At 36.1% G+C, this 19,157-nt stretch carries 22 protein-coding genes; 2 read left to right on the plus strand and 20 right to left on the minus strand.

The window, feature by feature from the left end; all coding sequences use genetic code 11:
• Nucleotides 1-242 precede the first annotated feature (242 nt).
• Together AB1444_14040 and AB1444_14045 are read left to right on the plus strand one after the other, a co-directional pair.
• Nucleotides 243-389, plus strand: coding sequence for a hypothetical protein (locus AB1444_14040; protein ID MEW6527773.1), 147 nt, complete (start codon nucleotides 243-245; stop codon nucleotides 387-389).
• 325 nt (nucleotides 390-714) lie between these two features.
• On the plus strand, nucleotides 715-1,674 hold the full coding sequence (locus AB1444_14045) for a phosphatase PAP2 family protein (protein ID MEW6527774.1): 960 nt from the start codon (nucleotides 715-717) through the stop codon (nucleotides 1,672-1,674).
• Between the two features lie 5 nt (nucleotides 1,675-1,679).
• Here AB1444_14045 and AB1444_14050 read toward each other — a convergent pair whose 3' ends face one another.
• The 20 genes from AB1444_14050 to fliR all read right to left on the minus strand — a co-directional run.
• On the minus strand, nucleotides 1,680-2,408 hold the full coding sequence (locus AB1444_14050) for a hypothetical protein (GenBank protein MEW6527775.1): 729 nt from the start codon (nucleotides 2,406-2,408) through the stop codon (nucleotides 1,680-1,682).
• A 265-nt stretch (nucleotides 2,409-2,673) separates the two neighbouring features.
• Nucleotides 2,674-3,558 (minus strand): hypothetical protein, encoded by an 885-nt coding sequence (locus tag AB1444_14055; protein MEW6527776.1) that lies wholly within the window; start codon nucleotides 3,556-3,558, stop codon nucleotides 2,674-2,676.
• Between the two features lie 3 nt (nucleotides 3,559-3,561).
• A complete protein-coding gene (gene hfq, locus AB1444_14060; GenBank protein MEW6527777.1) occupies nucleotides 3,562-3,792 on the minus strand; it encodes an RNA chaperone Hfq in 231 nt (76 codons plus the stop codon).
• A gap of 124 nt (nucleotides 3,793-3,916) precedes the next feature.
• Nucleotides 3,917-4,828 carry a tRNA (adenosine(37)-N6)-dimethylallyltransferase MiaA gene (miaA, locus tag AB1444_14065; GenBank protein MEW6527778.1) on the minus strand — a complete coding sequence of 304 codons (912 nt, stop codon included), beginning with the start codon at nucleotides 4,826-4,828 and terminating at the stop codon, nucleotides 3,917-3,919.
• A gap of 81 nt (nucleotides 4,829-4,909) precedes the next feature.
• Nucleotides 4,910-5,119 (minus strand): hypothetical protein, encoded by a 210-nt coding sequence (locus AB1444_14070; GenBank protein MEW6527779.1) that lies wholly within the window; start codon nucleotides 5,117-5,119, stop codon nucleotides 4,910-4,912.
• Nucleotides 5,100-5,717: a guanylate kinase gene (gmk, locus tag AB1444_14075; GenBank protein MEW6527780.1), complete on the minus strand. Its 618-nt coding sequence runs from the start codon at nucleotides 5,715-5,717 to the stop codon at nucleotides 5,100-5,102. The genes AB1444_14070 and gmk overlap by 20 nt, the downstream gene beginning before the upstream one ends.
• A gap of 2 nt (nucleotides 5,718-5,719) precedes the next feature.
• Nucleotides 5,720-5,971: a DUF370 domain-containing protein gene (locus AB1444_14080; GenBank protein ID MEW6527781.1), complete on the minus strand. Its 252-nt coding sequence runs from the start codon at nucleotides 5,969-5,971 to the stop codon at nucleotides 5,720-5,722.
• Between the two features lie 21 nt (nucleotides 5,972-5,992).
• Nucleotides 5,993-6,859, minus strand: coding sequence for a YicC/YloC family endoribonuclease (locus AB1444_14085; protein MEW6527782.1), 867 nt, complete (start codon nucleotides 6,857-6,859; stop codon nucleotides 5,993-5,995).
• Between the two features lie 12 nt (nucleotides 6,860-6,871).
• Nucleotides 6,872-7,351, minus strand: a complete 480-nt coding sequence (locus AB1444_14090) for a chemotaxis protein CheD (GenBank protein MEW6527783.1) — start codon at nucleotides 7,349-7,351, stop codon at nucleotides 6,872-6,874.
• Entirely contained in the window at nucleotides 7,341-8,201 is an 861-nt protein-coding gene (locus tag AB1444_14095; protein ID MEW6527784.1) for a protein-glutamate O-methyltransferase CheR, read from the minus strand. The genes AB1444_14090 and AB1444_14095 overlap by 11 nt, the downstream gene beginning before the upstream one ends.
• A gap of 33 nt (nucleotides 8,202-8,234) precedes the next feature.
• Nucleotides 8,235-9,077: a hypothetical protein gene (locus AB1444_14100; GenBank protein ID MEW6527785.1), complete on the minus strand. Its 843-nt coding sequence runs from the start codon at nucleotides 9,075-9,077 to the stop codon at nucleotides 8,235-8,237.
• A 17-nt stretch (nucleotides 9,078-9,094) separates the two neighbouring features.
• Nucleotides 9,095-9,406 (minus strand): hypothetical protein, encoded by a 312-nt coding sequence (locus AB1444_14105; GenBank protein MEW6527786.1) that lies wholly within the window; start codon nucleotides 9,404-9,406, stop codon nucleotides 9,095-9,097.
• Between the two features lie 24 nt (nucleotides 9,407-9,430).
• Complete coding sequence (locus AB1444_14110; protein MEW6527787.1) at nucleotides 9,431-11,407, minus strand: FapA family protein; 1,977 nt, start codon at nucleotides 11,405-11,407, stop codon at nucleotides 9,431-9,433.
• 54 nt (nucleotides 11,408-11,461) lie between these two features.
• On the minus strand, nucleotides 11,462-12,262 hold the full coding sequence (whiG, locus tag AB1444_14115; protein MEW6527788.1) for an RNA polymerase sigma factor WhiG: 801 nt from the start codon (nucleotides 12,260-12,262) through the stop codon (nucleotides 11,462-11,464).
• An 18-nt stretch (nucleotides 12,263-12,280) separates the two neighbouring features.
• The gene (locus AB1444_14120; GenBank protein ID MEW6527789.1) at nucleotides 12,281-12,814 is read right to left on the minus strand and encodes a hypothetical protein; all 534 of its coding nucleotides are present in this window, start codon (nucleotides 12,812-12,814) and stop codon (nucleotides 12,281-12,283) included.
• Between the two features lie 127 nt (nucleotides 12,815-12,941).
• Nucleotides 12,942-13,823 carry a MinD/ParA family protein gene (locus AB1444_14125; protein ID MEW6527790.1) on the minus strand — a complete coding sequence of 294 codons (882 nt, stop codon included), beginning with the start codon at nucleotides 13,821-13,823 and terminating at the stop codon, nucleotides 12,942-12,944.
• A gap of 11 nt (nucleotides 13,824-13,834) precedes the next feature.
• Complete coding sequence (gene flhF / locus AB1444_14130) at nucleotides 13,835-15,145, minus strand: flagellar biosynthesis protein FlhF (protein MEW6527791.1); 1,311 nt, start codon at nucleotides 15,143-15,145, stop codon at nucleotides 13,835-13,837.
• A gap of 31 nt (nucleotides 15,146-15,176) precedes the next feature.
• Nucleotides 15,177-17,258, minus strand: a complete 2,082-nt coding sequence (gene flhA, locus AB1444_14135) for a flagellar biosynthesis protein FlhA (GenBank protein MEW6527792.1) — start codon at nucleotides 17,256-17,258, stop codon at nucleotides 15,177-15,179.
• A 15-nt stretch (nucleotides 17,259-17,273) separates the two neighbouring features.
• Nucleotides 17,274-18,431 carry a flagellar biosynthesis protein FlhB gene (gene flhB / locus AB1444_14140; GenBank protein MEW6527793.1) on the minus strand — a complete coding sequence of 386 codons (1,158 nt, stop codon included), beginning with the start codon at nucleotides 18,429-18,431 and terminating at the stop codon, nucleotides 17,274-17,276.
• On the minus strand, nucleotides 18,428-19,157 hold a 730-nt coding region (gene fliR, locus AB1444_14145; protein MEW6527794.1), incomplete at its 5' end, for a flagellar biosynthetic protein FliR. The genes flhB and fliR, both read right to left, overlap by 4 nt.

Below are 19,157 nucleotides of genomic sequence, written 5' to 3' on the forward strand. Positions count from 1 at the left end.
TCAACTATCTCCAGATGTTGCATGAGGATTCATTTACATTGCTGAAGCCTGAAATAATTGCCCAGGAGTTTACGTCATTCCATTTTGACTTATAGGGGGGTGTCCCAAAACAAACAGTGGGACTCGTAATGACGCAGGTACAAAGTCATTGCGAGCGTAGCGCCTGTGCTGAGTGCTTCGACAAGCTCAGTAACCTCTTGTCGGAGCGCCTGCCCTGAGCTTGTCGAAGGGAAGCAATCTCAATGCCGCAGAAGACAAGATTGCTTCGTCACTTCGTTCCTCGCAATGACAAGAGGGCAAAAGTCATTGCAAAGAGATGTCTTTTGGGACACTCTCTTGTGGGCACAATATATGGGATACTATCGCTTTCTTTTTTAGTGCATCCATAATGATGAAAGCTGTTTTTAGAGGTGCCCATAATATTTCTTGACAAATGATTAAAATTTTGATTACTATTGACTTTGCCTGGCACTCATGTATTAAATGGGTTTTATCAGGGAAGGTAAACTGTATTCTTGATGGATGAATAAAATTCAAAATAGTGTACACCCCCGCCGCCTTCGGCGGCGGGGGTGTACACTATATTCGTTAAGAATTTTTTTAAGGAATTATTGCTGGTAAAATATTGTCATTTTAAAATAATTTGTATATATTATTTTACAAGATAATAGAATATTGTACCGTATATACATATATTGGGATAAGAGGCCGGATATGCTGCAGAAGGTGTTACAGGAATACGATTCAAAGATTCACCTTGAAGAGTTGCTGACATTTGGCATGGCATTATTTCTTAATATATTAATTATTATTTTTTCTCACATTACGCTGGCACCTGTAATTTTTACCATCAATACTACCATTATGTTGCTTATTATTGCAACAGTATATACCCAGCGTTATGCCACTTCCACAATATATACCATTTATAGGGACTGGTATATATTACCACTTCTGGTAGCTATATTTATGGAACACAATAAACTGGTACCCCTTATTAACCCCCATGATATTGATACTGTCCTGATTAAAATTGACTATGCATTATTTCTTGGCAATCACCCCACAGTATTACTGGAAAAAATGTTACACCCCTTTATAACTGAACTATTACAGATAGTATATGCAAGTTTTTACTTTTTACCTTTTACACTATGCTTATTATTATATTTTAAAGAAAGGAAAGTTGATTTTCATATAGTTGCTTCCACAATAATGCTTGGATTTTATGTATCGTATATTGGCTACTATATATTTCCAGCTATTGGCCCACGGTTTACTCTCACTCATCTTCAGACAAAACCACTTGAAGGCCTATGGTTATTCAACTTTGTCCATCATGGACTGGCATATTTAGAAGGTGTTACACGCGATTGTTTCCCCAGTGGCCACACTCTGGTATCAATTTTGACAGTTCTTCTTGCTATAAAATTTCACAAGAAATTCAGCATCATTGCAACAGTATGGGCTATGCTTCTCATAATATCCACTGTGTATCTGCGTTATCATTATGTTATTGATGTGATAGCTGGATTTTTGGTTGGCCTGGCTACATTTAGATATGCTCCTGTACTGGCACGCCTGTATATCTTTGGCAGTGCTGAAATTTCTACTCCAGTACTTGATTATATACGTACCTGGTGGGATTGGCTTTCTGAAATCAGAAGACGGTAACAGAATTATAAAATAAAATAACCATAAATATACAAAGCTATTCCAAGAACTAAAAACAACAATGTCTTGAGCAATAGTGTTTCTTTTTCACGAATAAATATATCAATAAATGCCAGCAGTATTCCAAAAGCTGCTGAAACAATCCCTGCTTTAATGAAATCTAAACTGACAAAATATACTCCACCAACAGTTGCACCACCAATACCAATATCCATCATATCACGTATTCTAACTTTTTGTTTTGAAACAACTGTGGTTTCTTTTTTAACAAATGATGGAACTTCCTCTGGTTTGAAATATCGTTTGCGTGTTCTTTCCAATTCTTCCTGTCGCTTTTTCTTACGAGCAGCTATTTCTTCAGGACTTTCTCCTATTCCATAATGTTTGTTTATAAGTTTTATGACATCTTTATTGGGAATTGTGGATATCAGTTCAGCACGTTTTTCAAATTTTTCCTGCAAACTCACCGGTCGCCCTGAAGTAGCGTTACGTTCAGCAGTAATGCGACCCTTATCTATCACTGCATAATAGGGGTTGCCACCTTCGTCGCTGTCCTCTAAATAGAGGCGGACTCTTTTATCTTTTAAATTATAATCAACACGAATATAATCACCATTTTCATTATTGCAGTAAAAAACGCGTTGATACCCTCGTATTTCTGATGGCCTTCGTTTCCAGTAGGTCTTCTTTGTTTCAACAATTGTTACTGGTTTTTTTTGTATTCTTCTACGCATTATATAACCTGATCATATAATAAAATAGAAAAGAGATTGACCTATCTTTGTGCCAATCTCCCCTCTACTTACATTATCGTAATTTCTTCTTGTGACGATTAAGTCTTCTTCGTTTTTTTCGCTTGTGATTAGCAATCTTTCTGCGTTTTCGCTTCCTACCACAGGGCATAGTATTTAACTCTCCTTATATCAAAAATATATCACTATAATACTTTATGAAGTATATCCAATTAATAATATACTGCGAAAATAATTACACAATCTACTATTTTTTAAAGTTATCAAAATCTTTCTTTAAAGATTCTGATTCGATGTCATTGGACATATCCAATGGGATATTTTTATCCGAAGTTACTATCACCCTCACATTATCAGCTAATTTGTCAATATAAATATATTTCAATATATCCTTATTTTTAGCAATGATTCTTGATATTTTTTCCAGATGTTCCAGATACCGTGCATTTTTCAGTTCATCTTCCTTAAGCTGCTGTTGCAGCGCATTAAGCTGTATAGTACTGAATTTCTCCTGGGTAAGCAATTCAAGCAAAAATCTCTTGCCCTCGGTATAAACAGTATAGTCTGGCACATAGATAACACCTGGAGTAACTTCTTTAATAATAATCCCATCTCTGGCAAAGGATTCTTTTACATGATCTATCGCCACAGCTACTTCTTTCTGGATATTTGCCTGCAAGGCATTATACTGGTAATACGGATATAGAAAACGGGAAATAGCATCTTTAATGCTACCTGCCAACCGTATCCCAAATTGCTGTGATAGATACAACGTATCTAAATACAGCCGGTTTAAATCCAGTGTTAATTGTTCAGGATTAAGTGTATAATTAATAACAACTGGAATTTTAATAGAATAATGATCACTTTTTATCGATTCCAGCGGGGGAACAGGGATTACAATATCCACATTGCATGATCCATTTAAAGGAATATAGTGTACCTTAATTGTAGTAAAAATCCCCTGTGGAACTACATTTACCCTTTTGTGCAAATATCCAAATATCTGACCATTTGCATCAGTAACAAAAGCCAATACTCCATCACCAACAAAGACAACAGTTCGTACAAAAATATAAACAAAAGCAGCTATTATAAATGCTGCAATAATAATTTTTTGTACTTTACCCATGAATTATTCTTCATCTTTATACTGAACAGGCTTTGATGGCATAATTGTTGATATTGCATGTTTGTAAATAAGATTTTGCTTTTTGTCAACTTCAACTAAGATTGTGAAGCTATCAAAGCTTATTACCTTTCCCTTGATTGGTACGCCATTCATAAGGTAGATAGTAATTTCCACTTTATCCTTGCGTGCCGCATTAAGAAAAGTGTCCTGTAAATTTTTTGTTTGTTTGCCCATTGTGCACCCTCTTTATGTATTTTAATGTTAATATTTATTTTATTTTAAATATTTATTACCACTTAACACTTACTTATCATTGAATAGTAATATTATCAATATTTTTTTCTAATTATTTTAAAATCTACTTCGTATATAACCATTCCCAGATTATATCCTTTATTTTTTCAACATTATCTGGTGCTACCCATATTGGTTTGTATCGCTTAAACCAGGTGACCTGCCTTTTGGCATAATGTTTTGTTTCCTGTTTTATTTGTTCAATTGCTTCATCAAGCGATAGTTCATGTATTAATACCTTGTGTAGCTGCAAATATCCTATTGCCTTTTGAGAATTGAAATCCTGCGTATATCCCATAGCTCGTAAATTTTGTACTTCTTCCACAAAGCCCCGACTGATCATTTCATCAACCCTTTTTTCAATCCGTTTGTATAAAACATCACGGTCCACGTCCAGCGCAATCATCAAAATATCCAAATTACTCTTTTTATGCCCTGATTGTAAAAATTGTGTTAATGGCATACCGGTTGCCCTGAAAACTTCAAGACCTCGCAATATCCGCTGGGTATCATTGGGATGAATGCGCTGTGCCCACTGCAAATCGCAGTGCGATAGCTCTTCATAAAGGGCTTTCAGGCCTTTTTGCTGTAATTCACTATGTAATTGTTTTTTTACTGCCTGATCAATTCTAGGGAGTTCGGCTAACCCATAAAAAAACGCATGAAAGTATAATCCGGTACCACCTACAAAAAGCGGGATTTTACCATGAGATTGTATTATCTCTATTGCATGTTCAGCTTCCCTGCAAAAATCTCCTGCAGTAAACCAGTAATCCGGATTAACAATATCTATGCAATAATGTGTTATCAAAGATCTTTGGTAGGGGGAAACTTTCCCTGTACCAATATCCATATATCTATAAACTTGTGCTGAATCAACAGATACTATCTCAAATATATCCTGTGCTATTTCAAGCGATAGATTTGTTTTTCCTGAAGCTGTTGGGCCAACAAGAACAACAGTTTTATTATGCACATTGCTTATCCCAAAACGTTAAAACCTGTATGCACTATCATCAATACATTAAGCATGATGTAGTATCAAAATTGGCTAACACTATTGCTGTTCTTTAGTGTCTTCCTTAAATTCATATTTGATTGTGTTATTAAGCATCAAATTTAATATGTTTGGAACAACCTTCCAGTTTTTATCACTTTCTGGATAGCCTTCAATATTGCCCAACTTATCAACCACTTTCATTGCTGCACATGAAAAAATATATCGGTTGTTGTCAAATGCAATCAATTTATCTAATGGTATAATCATGTACATCCTCCATTAATCGTTTAACTGTAGCATCCATATATTCACGTTTAAGTATAATTGTCTTTAATATAGCGTTGAGTTCATCCAGGGCTTTTTGCAAATCATCATTAACAACTATATAATCATAATTTACATATTCCCGCAGTTCACCAATTGCATTATTTAATCTCACCGTTATTTGATGATCTGTCTCTGTTGAACGGCGCCTCAACCTTCTTTCCAGTTCTTTTATAGATGGTGGAATAATAAATACTGATATAACATTTTGTAATTTATTACGTAAGCTTCTGGCACCCTGAACATCCACATCAAAAATAGGTATTTTTGAATTTGCTTTAATTCTGTCAACCTCTTTTTTAGTTGTACCATAATAATTATCATGAACCTTGGCCCATTCCAGAAATTCACCCCTGTCCACCATCTGCATAAATTCACTATAACTTACATAATAATAATTTTTTCCTTCAGCCTCTCCTGCCCGCTTAACCCGGGTAGTAGTGGAAATTGCAAACTCAAAAATAGGATTTTGAATCAATAGCTTTTCAATTAGTGTTGTTTTTCCTGCACCTGATGGCGCTGAGATAATTACTGAAAACATGTTTATTCTTCACTTTGATTTAATCGGTTTGCGATAGTCTCCGGTTGCATTGCTGATAATATTATATGATTGCTGTCCATAATAATTATAGCACGTGTTTTACGACCATGGGTTGCATCTATCAACATATTGTTTTCTTTTGCTTCTTCGCGCAAACGTTTACCTGAAGCTGACATGGGAGTAATAACAGCTATGACACGCTCAGCTACAACAGCATTGCCAAATCCTATGTTAATAAGAGTTGTTGATTTCATATACTCATCCTTATCCTCATATCAAACAATATTCCGGCATTGTTCCCGTATTTTATCAATATGATTTTTGACTTCAACAACTTTATGCGCTATGAGTGTACTGTTAGATTTTGAGCCTATGGTATTTATTTCCCTGAACATTTCCTGAGCAAGAAAATCTAACTGTCTTCCCATTTGCCCTTCCTGTGCTATTATTTCTTTAAATTTACTGATATGGTCTTTTAGCCGCGACAGTTCTTCATTTATATCCTGTTTATCAGCTAAAATTGCAATTTCGGTATAAATCCTGTTTTCATCAACCTTGCTGTGCAATAAGGACTCTAAAGATTTTTTTAATCTTTTAAACTGATATTCAACAACTGTATGCGCCTGCTTTTGAATATCATTGCATGCATTTTCAATGACTCTGAGAGATAATTCCAGGTCCTTTTTTATGGATTTTCCTTCTTTTTTACGCATTTTTATAGCAGACTCAATTGATCGTTGCAAGGTATTATAGATATCGCTTTTTGACTTTTTTGAAAGGATGGTTCTTTCTTTATGCACCACTCCATCAAGTTGCAATAATGCATCAACCGAAAAACTGGCAGGAATTTTTAACTTTGCAAGTGACCTCTGAACTTCCTTATAATATTTCAGCAAAACTTTACTGTCAATATGAACAGGGCGTGATTCAACCCAATCATATATATCTATAGTACATTCTACTTTTCCACGCTCAAAACTTTTTTTCAAAACATTCGTAATGGTATCATCTTCTGATTTAAGTATTTTAGGAATATTTGTATAAACTTCCAGATACTTGGAATTTAATGTTTTTATTTCAATTGAAAATGTAAATTGTTCAGTGCTTTTTTCTATAAATGAATACCCTGTCATACTTTCCATTCATTCCACCCACTATATTTCTTTGTCTTCACGTCCCAGAGACTTAATTTTTAACTTTCCTGTTTCAAGAAAGAAATCAACTGTTCTGCCATAATCTCCATAAACATCCTGACTGGTAATAGTTATGCGATAGTTATCTAATATTTCTCGTACCTTCTGGACATTATTAATACCTATTGAACCTATGAATGAATTCTCAGGCATTTTAAACATTGAAGCACCACCAGCAATTTTGGCAATGAGATGTTCCATATTTGCACCTTTTTTCTGCAATTCTTCAATCATAAGAGCTATCGCACTATCTGCATATTTTTTTGGATTTGATGATTTATCATTGTTTTCCGGCAACATTATATGAGCCAGACCACCTATTCTACTTTCCGGATCATACAGGCAAATTCCAACACATGACCCCAATATAGTACGTAATATATCAGGAGATTGCGAGATTTTATAATCTGCTATGGGAACAGTAATAAGTTTAAATTCCATTTACTTTCTCCTTGGGAACATATACAGGCGAATCCATAATCTTGACATACTGGAAATCATCAGATAGGGCATGCAGAGTTTCAGAATGACCAATGAACAGGTACCCCCATGGATTCAGGACCTTGTAAAAATTTGCTATGAGCTCTTTTTGACGAGCGCGGTCAAAATATATCATTACATTGCGGCAAAATATAACATCAACATTTTCAGGATACGGATTTTTAAAAAGATTGAGATATGAAAAAGAAACCAGTTTTTTTAACTCATCCTTTACTTCATACACTTCAGGGTTATCAGGCATTTGTGTAAAGTATTTTTTTAAAATTTCAGGTGGTACCTTTTCAATCCGTCTCCCAGTGTATCTGCCAATTTTTGCAAAATCAAGTACGGATGGAGCAATGTCTGTTGCTATGATGGAAATATTCCATCCTAAAAGAATTTGCCGTGCTTCCATAATACAGATAGCTATAGTGTAAGGCTCTTCGCCAGTGGAACACCCCGCACTCCATATTTTAAGATTCTTATCTTTTTTCTTTTTTACAATCTCTGGAATACAAACGTCTTTTAAGGCATCAAACTGTCGTTCATTTCTAAAAAAGTACGTTTCATTGGTAGATACAACATCAAGCAATTCTTCAATTTCTTTGCTTTTATCTTTCAGACTGGTTATATAATTATAATAATCTGAAAATTCCGAAAGGTTTAACGCCTTCAACCGTTTTCGCAACCGGTTTGACAAAAGGGTGATTTTTGATTCTTTTAAAAAGATACCACTTTCGTCATATATTAATTGTGCAAATTTTTTAAACTCATCCTCATTTAATCTCTTGATATTTGAAAAGTCAATCATAATCCACCAACAAGCAAACAATCTGTTATTATGCTACTTTTTCATTGAAAGATTTAATATAAGCGATATTTCCCCAATTGGTATACCGGATATTTTCGATAGTACCTGTAAAGGATATCCCTGACTGTACAATTTAGCTATCATCAAATATTTATCATCAGCATTATTATACAAAGTTATCAGTTCATCTTCATCAGCAGGAATAACTACATCCACTAATTTTTCATCATCCTTCACTTGAGAAGTATCATATTCCTCGATAACACTCCGGGATACATCTTGTAGATGTACAGGAAAATTATTGTTTGCTTTTTTAGTATATCTGGATTCAATATATTGACTGAATTTATGTAAAGCTACCCTGGCTATCTCCGACAATTGTTCTTTAATTGTTGGTACTTTAGATTTGCTTTCATAAACTGATTGAGTTGTATCTCTTTCCAGATATACTATCGCATTGTCATGTAAATCTTTGCCGGGTTTTTTTGAAATATCAATAAAAGGATCAGGCAAAATTGTTTGAATATCTTCTTTGTTTTGTATTTGTTCTGCAAAAATTCTTTCTTCTTTCCTGTTTATTTTCTTTTTGTTTTTTTTTGAGCCGGATTTTATTTGGTTTTCATCATTAATAGTAATATCAAGATTAGGCAATGCATCTGTTCTTTTTAATAATTCCCGTAAAACATTGATTTTATATTCAAGCAAAGCTAAATTACGTTCAGCAGTATGGTTAAACTCATTTATAAGATCTTCCATTTCTTTGCGCAACCGTTTTGACCGAAACTCCGTTGCAGAACGTTCTAATTTCAATGAAATAACCAGATAAAATATAGATGCTATTAAGATATTCACCATTATAAGAATAACAAGTTGCATTGCGCATACTTCCTTTTTTATTTTTTTACATCAATAATTCTTCCAATTTTTGTATCTTCCAATACTTCAGGTTGTTCCTGTTTTTCCTTTTTTTCACCTTCTTTAAATTGTTTCCCCTTTTTAAACTGCTTTTCTTCATTTAAGATGATAGTTCTTTCAGCTTTTTTATTTTCTTCAACCTTTTCCTTCTGTATATTGGTCTTTTCCTGTGATTCTTTGCTCAATATATGTTGCTGCTCAACAACTGCAGCATTACGCGCATGCTCTCCCCGTGCAACCTCTATGATCTGTGCTATGTTAGTTTGCAAATCTATAGGTTTAATAGCCATTACAATCTCCTGGAATTAATGTAATTATCTCCTCCTCCTTATCATTAATTTTTGTGCTTCGCCCAGATCCGGCGGTTCATACTCAGATAATCTGATATCAGCCCCCTCTAAAGCAAATTTAACATAATTGTAAGGATCTTTCACGTTAAAACGTTTATCTTTTATATATATCTCCACACCAGGAAATATGGTTTTTTCAACACATACTTTGCCTTTTTGTTCTAACATATTAAGATATGCTTTCAATTCTTCTAATGACAGGTTAATTTCATTTAGCCGCTGTTCCAATTTCTGCTTTTGAACAATTAGCTTACCTAATAACTCTTCTCTATCTTTTGGTAAATGCCCACCAGCATTATTTTTTTGTACAGTGAGAGTTGTTACATCTTTCCTGACCTTATCAAATTCTTCAGATATAGACCTTTTGTTTTCTTCCAGTTCAGTTAGCTGTTGAAGTACTTTTGGATTCATACCAACACGGACTATTGTTTTGGTAAATGAGTCAGATCCAACGTATTTGGAATTTACCTCTTCACCTGCTCTGATTAAACCTCCAACGATACGTGCTCTTCTTCCATTGCAGATGATCCTGTTGCCTGCATCAACATTTGAATGGACTATACCTTCTGCAACTATAACATCTTTTTCAGCAACAACTGTTGCTGTCTGTATAAATTTAGCAATAATAGAACCACCGGTGGATTCTATCCGTGCACCTTCTCTTCCCATAATACCCTGACGGATAATTATATCACCTTCCGCCTCAAGATTAGCTTTTTGTACCGTACCTTTAATCTCAATATTGCCTGCAGCTTTTACAGTAAAATTATCCTGCACACTACCACTAACAATAACTGAGCCCAGAAAGACTACATCACCTGTTTCTGTTGAAACATCTCCTTTAACAATATATACCGGCTCAACACTGAGCTTCCCATTTTGGTAAACAACCTGCCCATTTATTTCAGCAGTTAATTCAGTACCATCCTGCGACAGAATAGTACCCTTCCCATACTTGATCTGTATATCTTTACCCGAACGAGCAGGAATAATCCTGTTAGTAACCGTTCTTCCTGGAACCCCTTCCTCAGCAGGAACTTTTACAGCCAGCACTTGCCCAACCACAACATTTTCAATCAAATCCAGATCCTTAAAGTCAACCCTACCCTTTTCATCCTCTTCTAATTGAACTCCACTCTTATCAATTCTGACTTTATAGTCAATATAGGCATCTCGCCCATGCCTGGGTGGAGTACCTTCTGCAGCAAGGAGCGGCTGACTATAATCCATCCTATCTAAATATTCTGCAATTCTTTCCTCTTTAATACCAGTAACAACACCTGCACGCTTTAATGCTTCAATAACATCATCAACATCCATATGTCTTCCGCAAAACCGTGGAGGTACAAAATGTACAAATGCCTTCATTTCATCATCAGTAACCTCAACAGTCATTGTGCCATCATATTCAGGATTAGGTATCCAATCACCTATTTTAACAGGTTTACCAGATGGTTTACGGACTTCCTTTTCAACCTTAACCATATCAGCATTCTGAATGCGTAAAGCATAGATTTTATTGGAAACATCAGATACGTCAACACGCCTTCCATTCCCTTTTGGTGGGGTTATTGTCAGCCAGATTCCTGTTTTTGTTACCCGTATTTTTGCCGAACCATCAACATTTTTAGGAATATCTTTTACTCGGAGGTCAACATCAGGCATTGAATGAAGTTTTTGTTCTATTTCTGTAAAATCTTCCTCTTCTTCTTTCTCAGTAATTATTGGTCGTACCAATACCCGGTAAGGTTGTCTTCCAATACCCATAAAACCTGAAGTGCCTTTTTCCAGAATCTGATAATCAAGTTCAGAAATATCAACTCCCAGTTCACCAGCAGCTAATTCTAATGCCTGTTTCACTGAATCAGCATACACTTCTATTTCATTTTCGGATGATTCATCATCCTGTATAGTTTTCATCAAATCTTTTAAATTTTTCATTATATCACTAACCAGTAATACATTTTAAAACCTATAATAGACCCTTCTTATATCTTATCCAACTATATTAGATTTAATCCTACCTAACCGGCCCCTCAGCCGCATGATTGCCTTTGTATGTAATTGTGATACTCTGCTTTCAGTAACTTCTAATACTTCACCTATTTCCTTTAATGTCAGGTCTTCATAATAATAGAGAACGATAACTTTCTTTTCTTTATCCGGCAATTTCTTTATTGCATCTACAATATAATCTCGAATTTCTTCTTTTTCAATCATAACATCAGGATTCAATGTATCCGGAGCTTCTAGAGTTTCAAGTATTGACAGTTCATCATTTTCATCCCCAACATACCATATATCATTCAATGATAACATAGCAGTGCCACTAAGTTTATTAAGCAGCGATTGAAATTCCTCAACAGTTATCCCCAATTCCTTTGCTATCTCTTCATCTTCAACTGTTCTTCCCAACTTGTTTTCCAGGTCTGCAATTGCCTGTTCTATCTGTTTTGCTTTCTGCCGTATTGAACGTGGTATCCAGTCTATAGAACGAAGTTCATCAAAAATAGCACCTCGTATTCTGGTCATGGCATATGTTTTGAATTTGATACCCCTTTCTGGATCAAATTTTGTTATTGCATCAATCAAGCCAAACACACCATATGAAACAAGATCATCAAACTCAATTGAACTGGGCATTCCCATAGCAATTTTGCCTGCAACATACTTAACCAACGGAGCATACTTCACAACAAAATAGTCTCTTATTGCCTGATCATGTGTTTTGGCAAAGCGCTTCCACAGTTCATCTTCATCAATTGCATCAAATTCCTGAAATTTTTTATTTGCCATACAACCTCGTTATTTAAATTAATCCTTATCACGTTTGAGCATAGTTCGTATAGCTTCTGCCATTATTTTGGGTTCATATTGAATCTTCTTATCGTCCAGTACAATATGTTTGCCCATCTTTTTGGGTTTACTATCCTTAGTACTTAAATTAGTAAAATCTTTTGCTTCAAGTGGTGTAAAAACTTCACTATATGATGTATCCGATGTTCCGGATACTGATGTCTGACCGGTATACTCCTCATCGCGTGTAGCACTTTCTTCCTGAACTGTACTGGTTTCATCTGGTTTCACGGATACATATTCTTCCTGGCTAATATCCTTTTTTGAAAATTCAAACGATTGATTTAATATCTCATAGACTTCCGGCACAAGACGTTTTATTATTAATAGTGAACCATACCCAATTGCTGAATATATAACCGTAAAAAAAAGTACTCTGCCCAATAAAATGCCAATTCTGTTACCTACCATAATACCAAAGAACAACGAAACAAAAAAAGCAAGAATACCAAAGATTATTGATACTTTTCCTTCTAATGGAATTTTGGACATTTTTTCATTAAATAACATTATACACTTATAATCCTTACATTTTCTTTTAAAAGAAACCCTTATTATATAAAAATAGTGCCAGGTTTAAATTAAATCAAGTAATAATTATCACCATTAATAATAGCATCTATTGTAGTGAATCATCCTCATTTTCAGACTCATAATGCCCAAAAAATCTTCTAAAGAAGCTTAACATTCCTGTGCCTTTATCAGTATCCGATTCAATATTTGCAATCCTGTCAGCTATAATTTCTATACAGGTTGAAGCTTTTGATTTAGGATAGCTCACTATAAACGGCTTCTGATTTCGTATTGACTTTGCAACATACATGTCATCAAAGATAAACCCCAAATTATCAACTTTAATATTTAAAAACTGTCCTGCAATATTGATAACCCTCTGAGCTACTTTTTTTGCCTCGGTTACTGTTTGTGCCCTGTTTACCAGAAGCTTAACTGTTTTATCAGGGTCATTAGCTGCAATGGCTTTGATAGTACCATATGCATCGGTAATGGCCGTTGGCTCTGGTGTGGTAACAACTATCACTTCATCAGAAGCAACCAAAAAACTCAGAACATTCTGTGAAATACCAGCCCCGGTATCAATAATCATATAATCATCGTCATTCAGTTCCGATAGTGCCTTGATAAAATATTCCCGTTGCTTAACATCCAAATTTGCAAGCTGATGAAACCCTGAAGCACCTGCAATTATCTTTATTCCTTCAGGAACATCAATAATTATCTCCTCCAATTTCTTCTTTCCTTTTATGACATGGTAAAGATTGTATTTTGGTATTATACCCAATACAACATTAACATTAGCCAGGCCCAAGTCAGCATCTAACAATGTAACAGAATAATTACGTTTAGCAAGTGCTATAGCAAGGCTGACAGCTACACTTGTTTTGCCCACTCCACCTTTACCGCTGGTAATGGCTATAGTTTTAGTTCTGCGTGCAGCATTGTTTTGTATTACCAACCGCCTTAAATTTGCAGCCTGATCCAAGGTACCCCTCCTTAACGCATTGTTGATTCCAGTATCATATTCACCATCATATCAGGTTCAGCAATTGCTATATCATTGGGAACTTCCTGCCCGTTAGTGATATATGATATGGGCTTATTATATTTATCGGCTACTGAAATGACATTTCCAATATATGAAGTTTCATCAACCTTAGTAATTATTACATTGTCAATATGTAGAATATCATACGCTTTGAATACATCAGCCAGATCACTGCGTTTTGTGTTGGCACTTACACACAGTATCTTTACAATCTCACAGGTACAATTATCAGCAAAGTTTTTTATCTCAGCAATTTTAAGATCATTTCTATGGCTTCTTCCTGAAGTATCTACCATTATAATGTCAGCTTTTTCATTTTCAACTATTTCTTTAAATTCTGCCGGATCGGTAACAACATGAATTGGTATTCGCATTATTTCAGCATATTTTTTAAGCTGCTCGGTTGCTGCAATTCGGTAATTATCAATGGTAATAAATGACACCTTTAAACCCTGCCGCAAAGACAGTATAGCACCCAATTTTGCCATCGTTGTTGTTTTACCTACTCCTGTTGGGCCAACAAACATTAACACTTTTTTGCGTTTGCCCCTGTCAATAGGCCCACTTACCACTATCCTGCTTTTAATGAGTTCACGCAATGTTTTTTCAATTTTATATTTATCTTTCATATCTTCACTGCTTACATTGCGTTTTACTTCATCTAAAAGCATGGTGCATTCTTCATCATCCATATCATTTTTCCGCAAAATTTCTTTAAATGGTTTAAAATACATATCGCCACTATCAATGCATATATCTGAAGACAGTCTTTCTTGCTTTGTATCAACAAGATTTTTAAGCAAAGCTTTTAATTCATTGAATTCCTTTTCCAATTTTATGTATGAAGAATCAGTTGTTTCAACTTTGGGTTCTTCAACCGTCTTCACAACAGGCTTAACCTCTTCCTGTTGGGTTTTTGATTGCAGTATGCTCTGAGTTAAAAGTTGCTCAAGCCCTGCATGTGGTTTTTTATGTGGCTCATTTTCAGGTTTTTCTATAACCTGTTTTAAAAGTTCGTTTACATTATCATTGGTTCCAACAGTTAAATCAATGTTCTTCTTTGGCTTTAATTTTGCAGGTTTGACATCTGGTATTGCAGCAGTTAACTCAACAAAATCCCGTGCAAATAACCCAGTATTAAACAAACCGCCTTCTTTAACATTTTTATGGCTGATAGGTATAGCATCGTCACCATGCTCCATCTTGAGTTTCATCATTGCTTCATTATAGGTGCGTGCTTTAATTTTTACGTACCTCATTGTCAAACACCTCACTTTTTAAATTTTTTTATTATGCTGCCCGCAATAACGCTGTACCTATAACATTAACTCTGATCTCGGGCACAATTTCATTATACGAAAGAACAACGGGATCAGGTACTTCCCTTTCCAGCAATGTAAATAGAACACTGCGAATATGTGGCGACACCAAATACACTGGTGCAAATCCTGCACTTCGTGCTTTGGAATAAGAACCCAGCAAACTATCCAGTACCTTTCTATGCGTATCCGGATCCAGGCTTACGATTCTTCCTTCAACGGGATCATCGTGAATTGAAGATCGTATTATAGTTTCTATCTCCGGATCCACTGTAATCACTGAAAGCGTATTGTTTTTATCAGCATATTCCCTGCATATCTGGCGAGCCAGTGCAACACGTACATACTCAGTTAGCAAACCTATATCTTTGGTATAATCAGAATAGCTTGCCAGTGTTTCTAAGATAGTAACCATATTGCGGATTGAAACCCTTTCACGCAAAAGATTTTGTAATACTTTTTGTATTTCACCTATGCTAAGCTTTTTATCCCCAACAAGTTCATTAACTACAGCCGGGTAGTCATTCTTTATTGTATCGATAAGTTGCTGAACCTCCTGCCTGCCCAGTATTTCATCTGCATGTCTGCGTATAATTTCAGTGAGATGTGTTGCAATAATGGTGGGACAATCAACAACAGTATATCCACGGCGCTCAGCAACATCTCTATTATCAGGATCTATCCATATTGCTTTGAGGTTAAATACTGGCTCGGTGAATTCAACACCTTCAATTTTTTCCGTAACAGTACCGGGATCCATTGCCATGAGTTTCCCCACCTGCAGGCTGCCATGCCCAACTTCAACGCCTTTAATTAAAATGGAATAATCCTGAGGTGCAAGTTCCATATTATCCCGTATACGAATTGGTGGTACTATAAGCCCCATTTCAAGAGCACTACGCCTTCGTATATTGGTAATACGGTCAAGAAGTGTACCACCCTGATCAGGGTCAGCCAGCGGTATAAGGCTATACCCAATTTCTACTTCCAGCGGATCAACCTGAATGAGCGGTATTACCGATTCAGGTTTATGTGTTTTCAAAGCAGCTTCTTTTTGCTCTATTTTGGTTTTTTCAATTTGTTCTTCTTCAGTTTGTTTTAACAGGTACCCCAATGCACCAATACCAAGTGCAAGCAAGATTAACGTGATTTTTGGAAATCCCGGTATGATTGCAGATAATCCCAATGCAGCGGCAGTAAGCATCAACGCACGTGGCTGTGAACCTAATTGTGCTGAAAGGTCTTTACCTAAGCTATCCTCTGATACAGCACGGGTTACAATGATACCAGTTGCCGTTGTTACTAACAATGATGGAATCTGGGCCACCAGGCCATCACCTATCGACAATAATGTGTATGTATGTACTGCTACATCAAAACTTTCACCGCGCATCACCATCCCTATGATAAAACCGCCAATAATATTGACAATTGTGATAATAATGCCAACCTTAACATCGCCCTGGACAAACTTAGATGCACCATCCATGGCTCCATAAAAATCAGCTTCTTTACGTACTTCCCGCCTGCGCCGTAATGCTTCCTCCTCATTGATAATACCATTAGAAAGGTCTGAATCTATACTCATAAGTTTAGCTGGCATGGCATCCAACGTAAAACGGGCTGCTACTTCAGCTGTTCGTGTTGCACCTTTAGTAATAACTATAAACTGTACTGCTACAAGAATGATAAATACTATGAATCCAATGACATAATTGCCACCAACTACAAACTCACCAAATGTGCGTATTATCTTACCATCAAATGCAGCACCCTGCAAAAGGATTAAACGGGTTGATGAAACATTGAGTGCCAGGCGATAAACAGTAGTTATAAGCAGCAAGGCAGGAAATACGGAAAAATCAAAAGAGCGCGGTACATACATGACTACCAGTAATATCAGGATTCCTAACATAATGCTGATTGCCATAAGGAAATCCAGAAGGAACGTTGGCAACGGTATAACCAGCATGGTTACAACTGCAATAACACCAATGCCAAGTAAGATATCGCTCTTTTGCATCCATGAAAAATCGTATGTTTGCTCTGCCATACGCTACCTCAACAATTATATTGCTGCTTTATAGTTTCTTTTCTTATACACTTCAGCATAAATTAACGAAACGGCATAAAATAAATCTTCTGGAATAATATCTCCTACTTCCACACGTTTATATAATTCCTGTGCCAGTGGTCTGTTTTCAATAACCAGTATATTATTATCAAGGGCTATCTGCCTTATCCTTAGAGCCATTGCATCAACACCCTTTGCAATAACCATTGGCGCATACATTGCATCCGGTTCATACCGCATGGCTATGGCAAAATGCGTTGGGTTTGTTACCACCACATCTGCTTTGGGTACTTCACGTATCATATTGCGCATGATAAGCTCTCGCTGCATTTCCTGTAACCGTGCTCGCACATGAGGGTCACCCACCGTTTCTTTCCATTCTTCCTTCAATTCCTGTTTGGTCATCTTTAATGATTCAATATATTCGCGTTTCTGGAAAATGTAATCAGGGATGGAAAGGACAAGCAGGCACACTGTGGACCAGATAATTACCTTCAGAGCAATAATAGAGATATTTTGAAATGCAAGACCAACACTTATGTCAGGCGTTTTTATTAGTTCTTCAAAATCATTGCTAATCACCAAATAACATACAAAACCAATGACCACTACTTTAAATATTGATTTAAAAAGATTCATTGCAACCTGACGTGAAAAAAACATCTTTCGCATCATAGTGGCCGGATCAAACTTTATCTTTGAAAGATCAAACTTCAGGGGATGTGTTGAAACTTGGAAACCAACCTGTGCAATATTACCCAGCAAGGCTGCAATCACGGTTGCAACAAATATTGGCAATAGTATCTTGAAGGATTCAATGCCGGTTGCTATCGCCTCATGAAATAAACTGCGTTCAGTAAGTTGAAAATGCGAAAAGCTTGTGAGGTAATACTGCATCATTCGGATAATAGTTTCAAAGATAAATCCGCAAAACACAACAATGGTAATCATGGCAAAGATAACCACCAGTGCTTGTGGCAGCTCTTCGGTTTTTGCAACCTGACCTTTTTCACGCGCTTCACGAAGCTTTTTCTCAGTTGGCTCCTCGGTCCTACCTTCATCCTCAGCAGCAAAAAGCTGAAGGTCAAATACTATCGCACTTGTAAATGTAAGCGATAGTTGTTGAGTATCTATGTCATCATACCATTTCATACCGGCCAGTACTTTATTACCTTTACAATGAATTGAAAAGTCCTTTCTAACGAAACATTCATAACCCTGACTATCAATGGCGAAATAAGAATCATCATCCCAAAAGCCACTGCAATCTTGAACGGGAATCCTAACATCATAATATTCATCTGTGGTGCTGCCTTGGCTAAAATTCCAAGGCTCACTGAAACAAGAAAGACTGCTGCTATTACCGGCAGTGAAATTTTAAGAGCTATCACAAACATACCGCTGAATGAATGAGCCAAAAATTTTAAAAAAGCCTGAATGCTTTCACCTTTAAGTGCAAATGCTGGTGCCAACTCATAAGAGTGAAAAATTGCTTTAATCATGAAATGGTGGCCATTAATGGCTAAGAATACCAATAGCCCAATAATATTCTTTAGCTGTCCTACAAGCGGTATAGAAATTTGTGCAAGGGGGTCAATGACTTCATTGATACCAAAGCCTATCTGCACGGCAAAATATTGCCCGGAAAGCTGAAATGCCGAAAACACAACACTAACCAAAAACCCAATGTATAAACCAATTATGATCTCCTGAATAACCATTAGGTAGTACACACCCATATTACCGGTAAGTGCTGCATTGCTGATTGAGAGTACCGGAAAGATAACCAGTGACACAAAAAATGAAAGCGCACCCCTCATAAGTAAAGGAATAGCCCCACTTGAAAAAAATGGAGCAATCACCATCATTGCTGTCATA

The sequence above is a fragment of the Spirochaetota bacterium genome (assembly GCA_040756435.1).
GTDB lineage: Bacteria > Spirochaetota > UBA4802 > UBA4802 > UB4802 > UBA4802.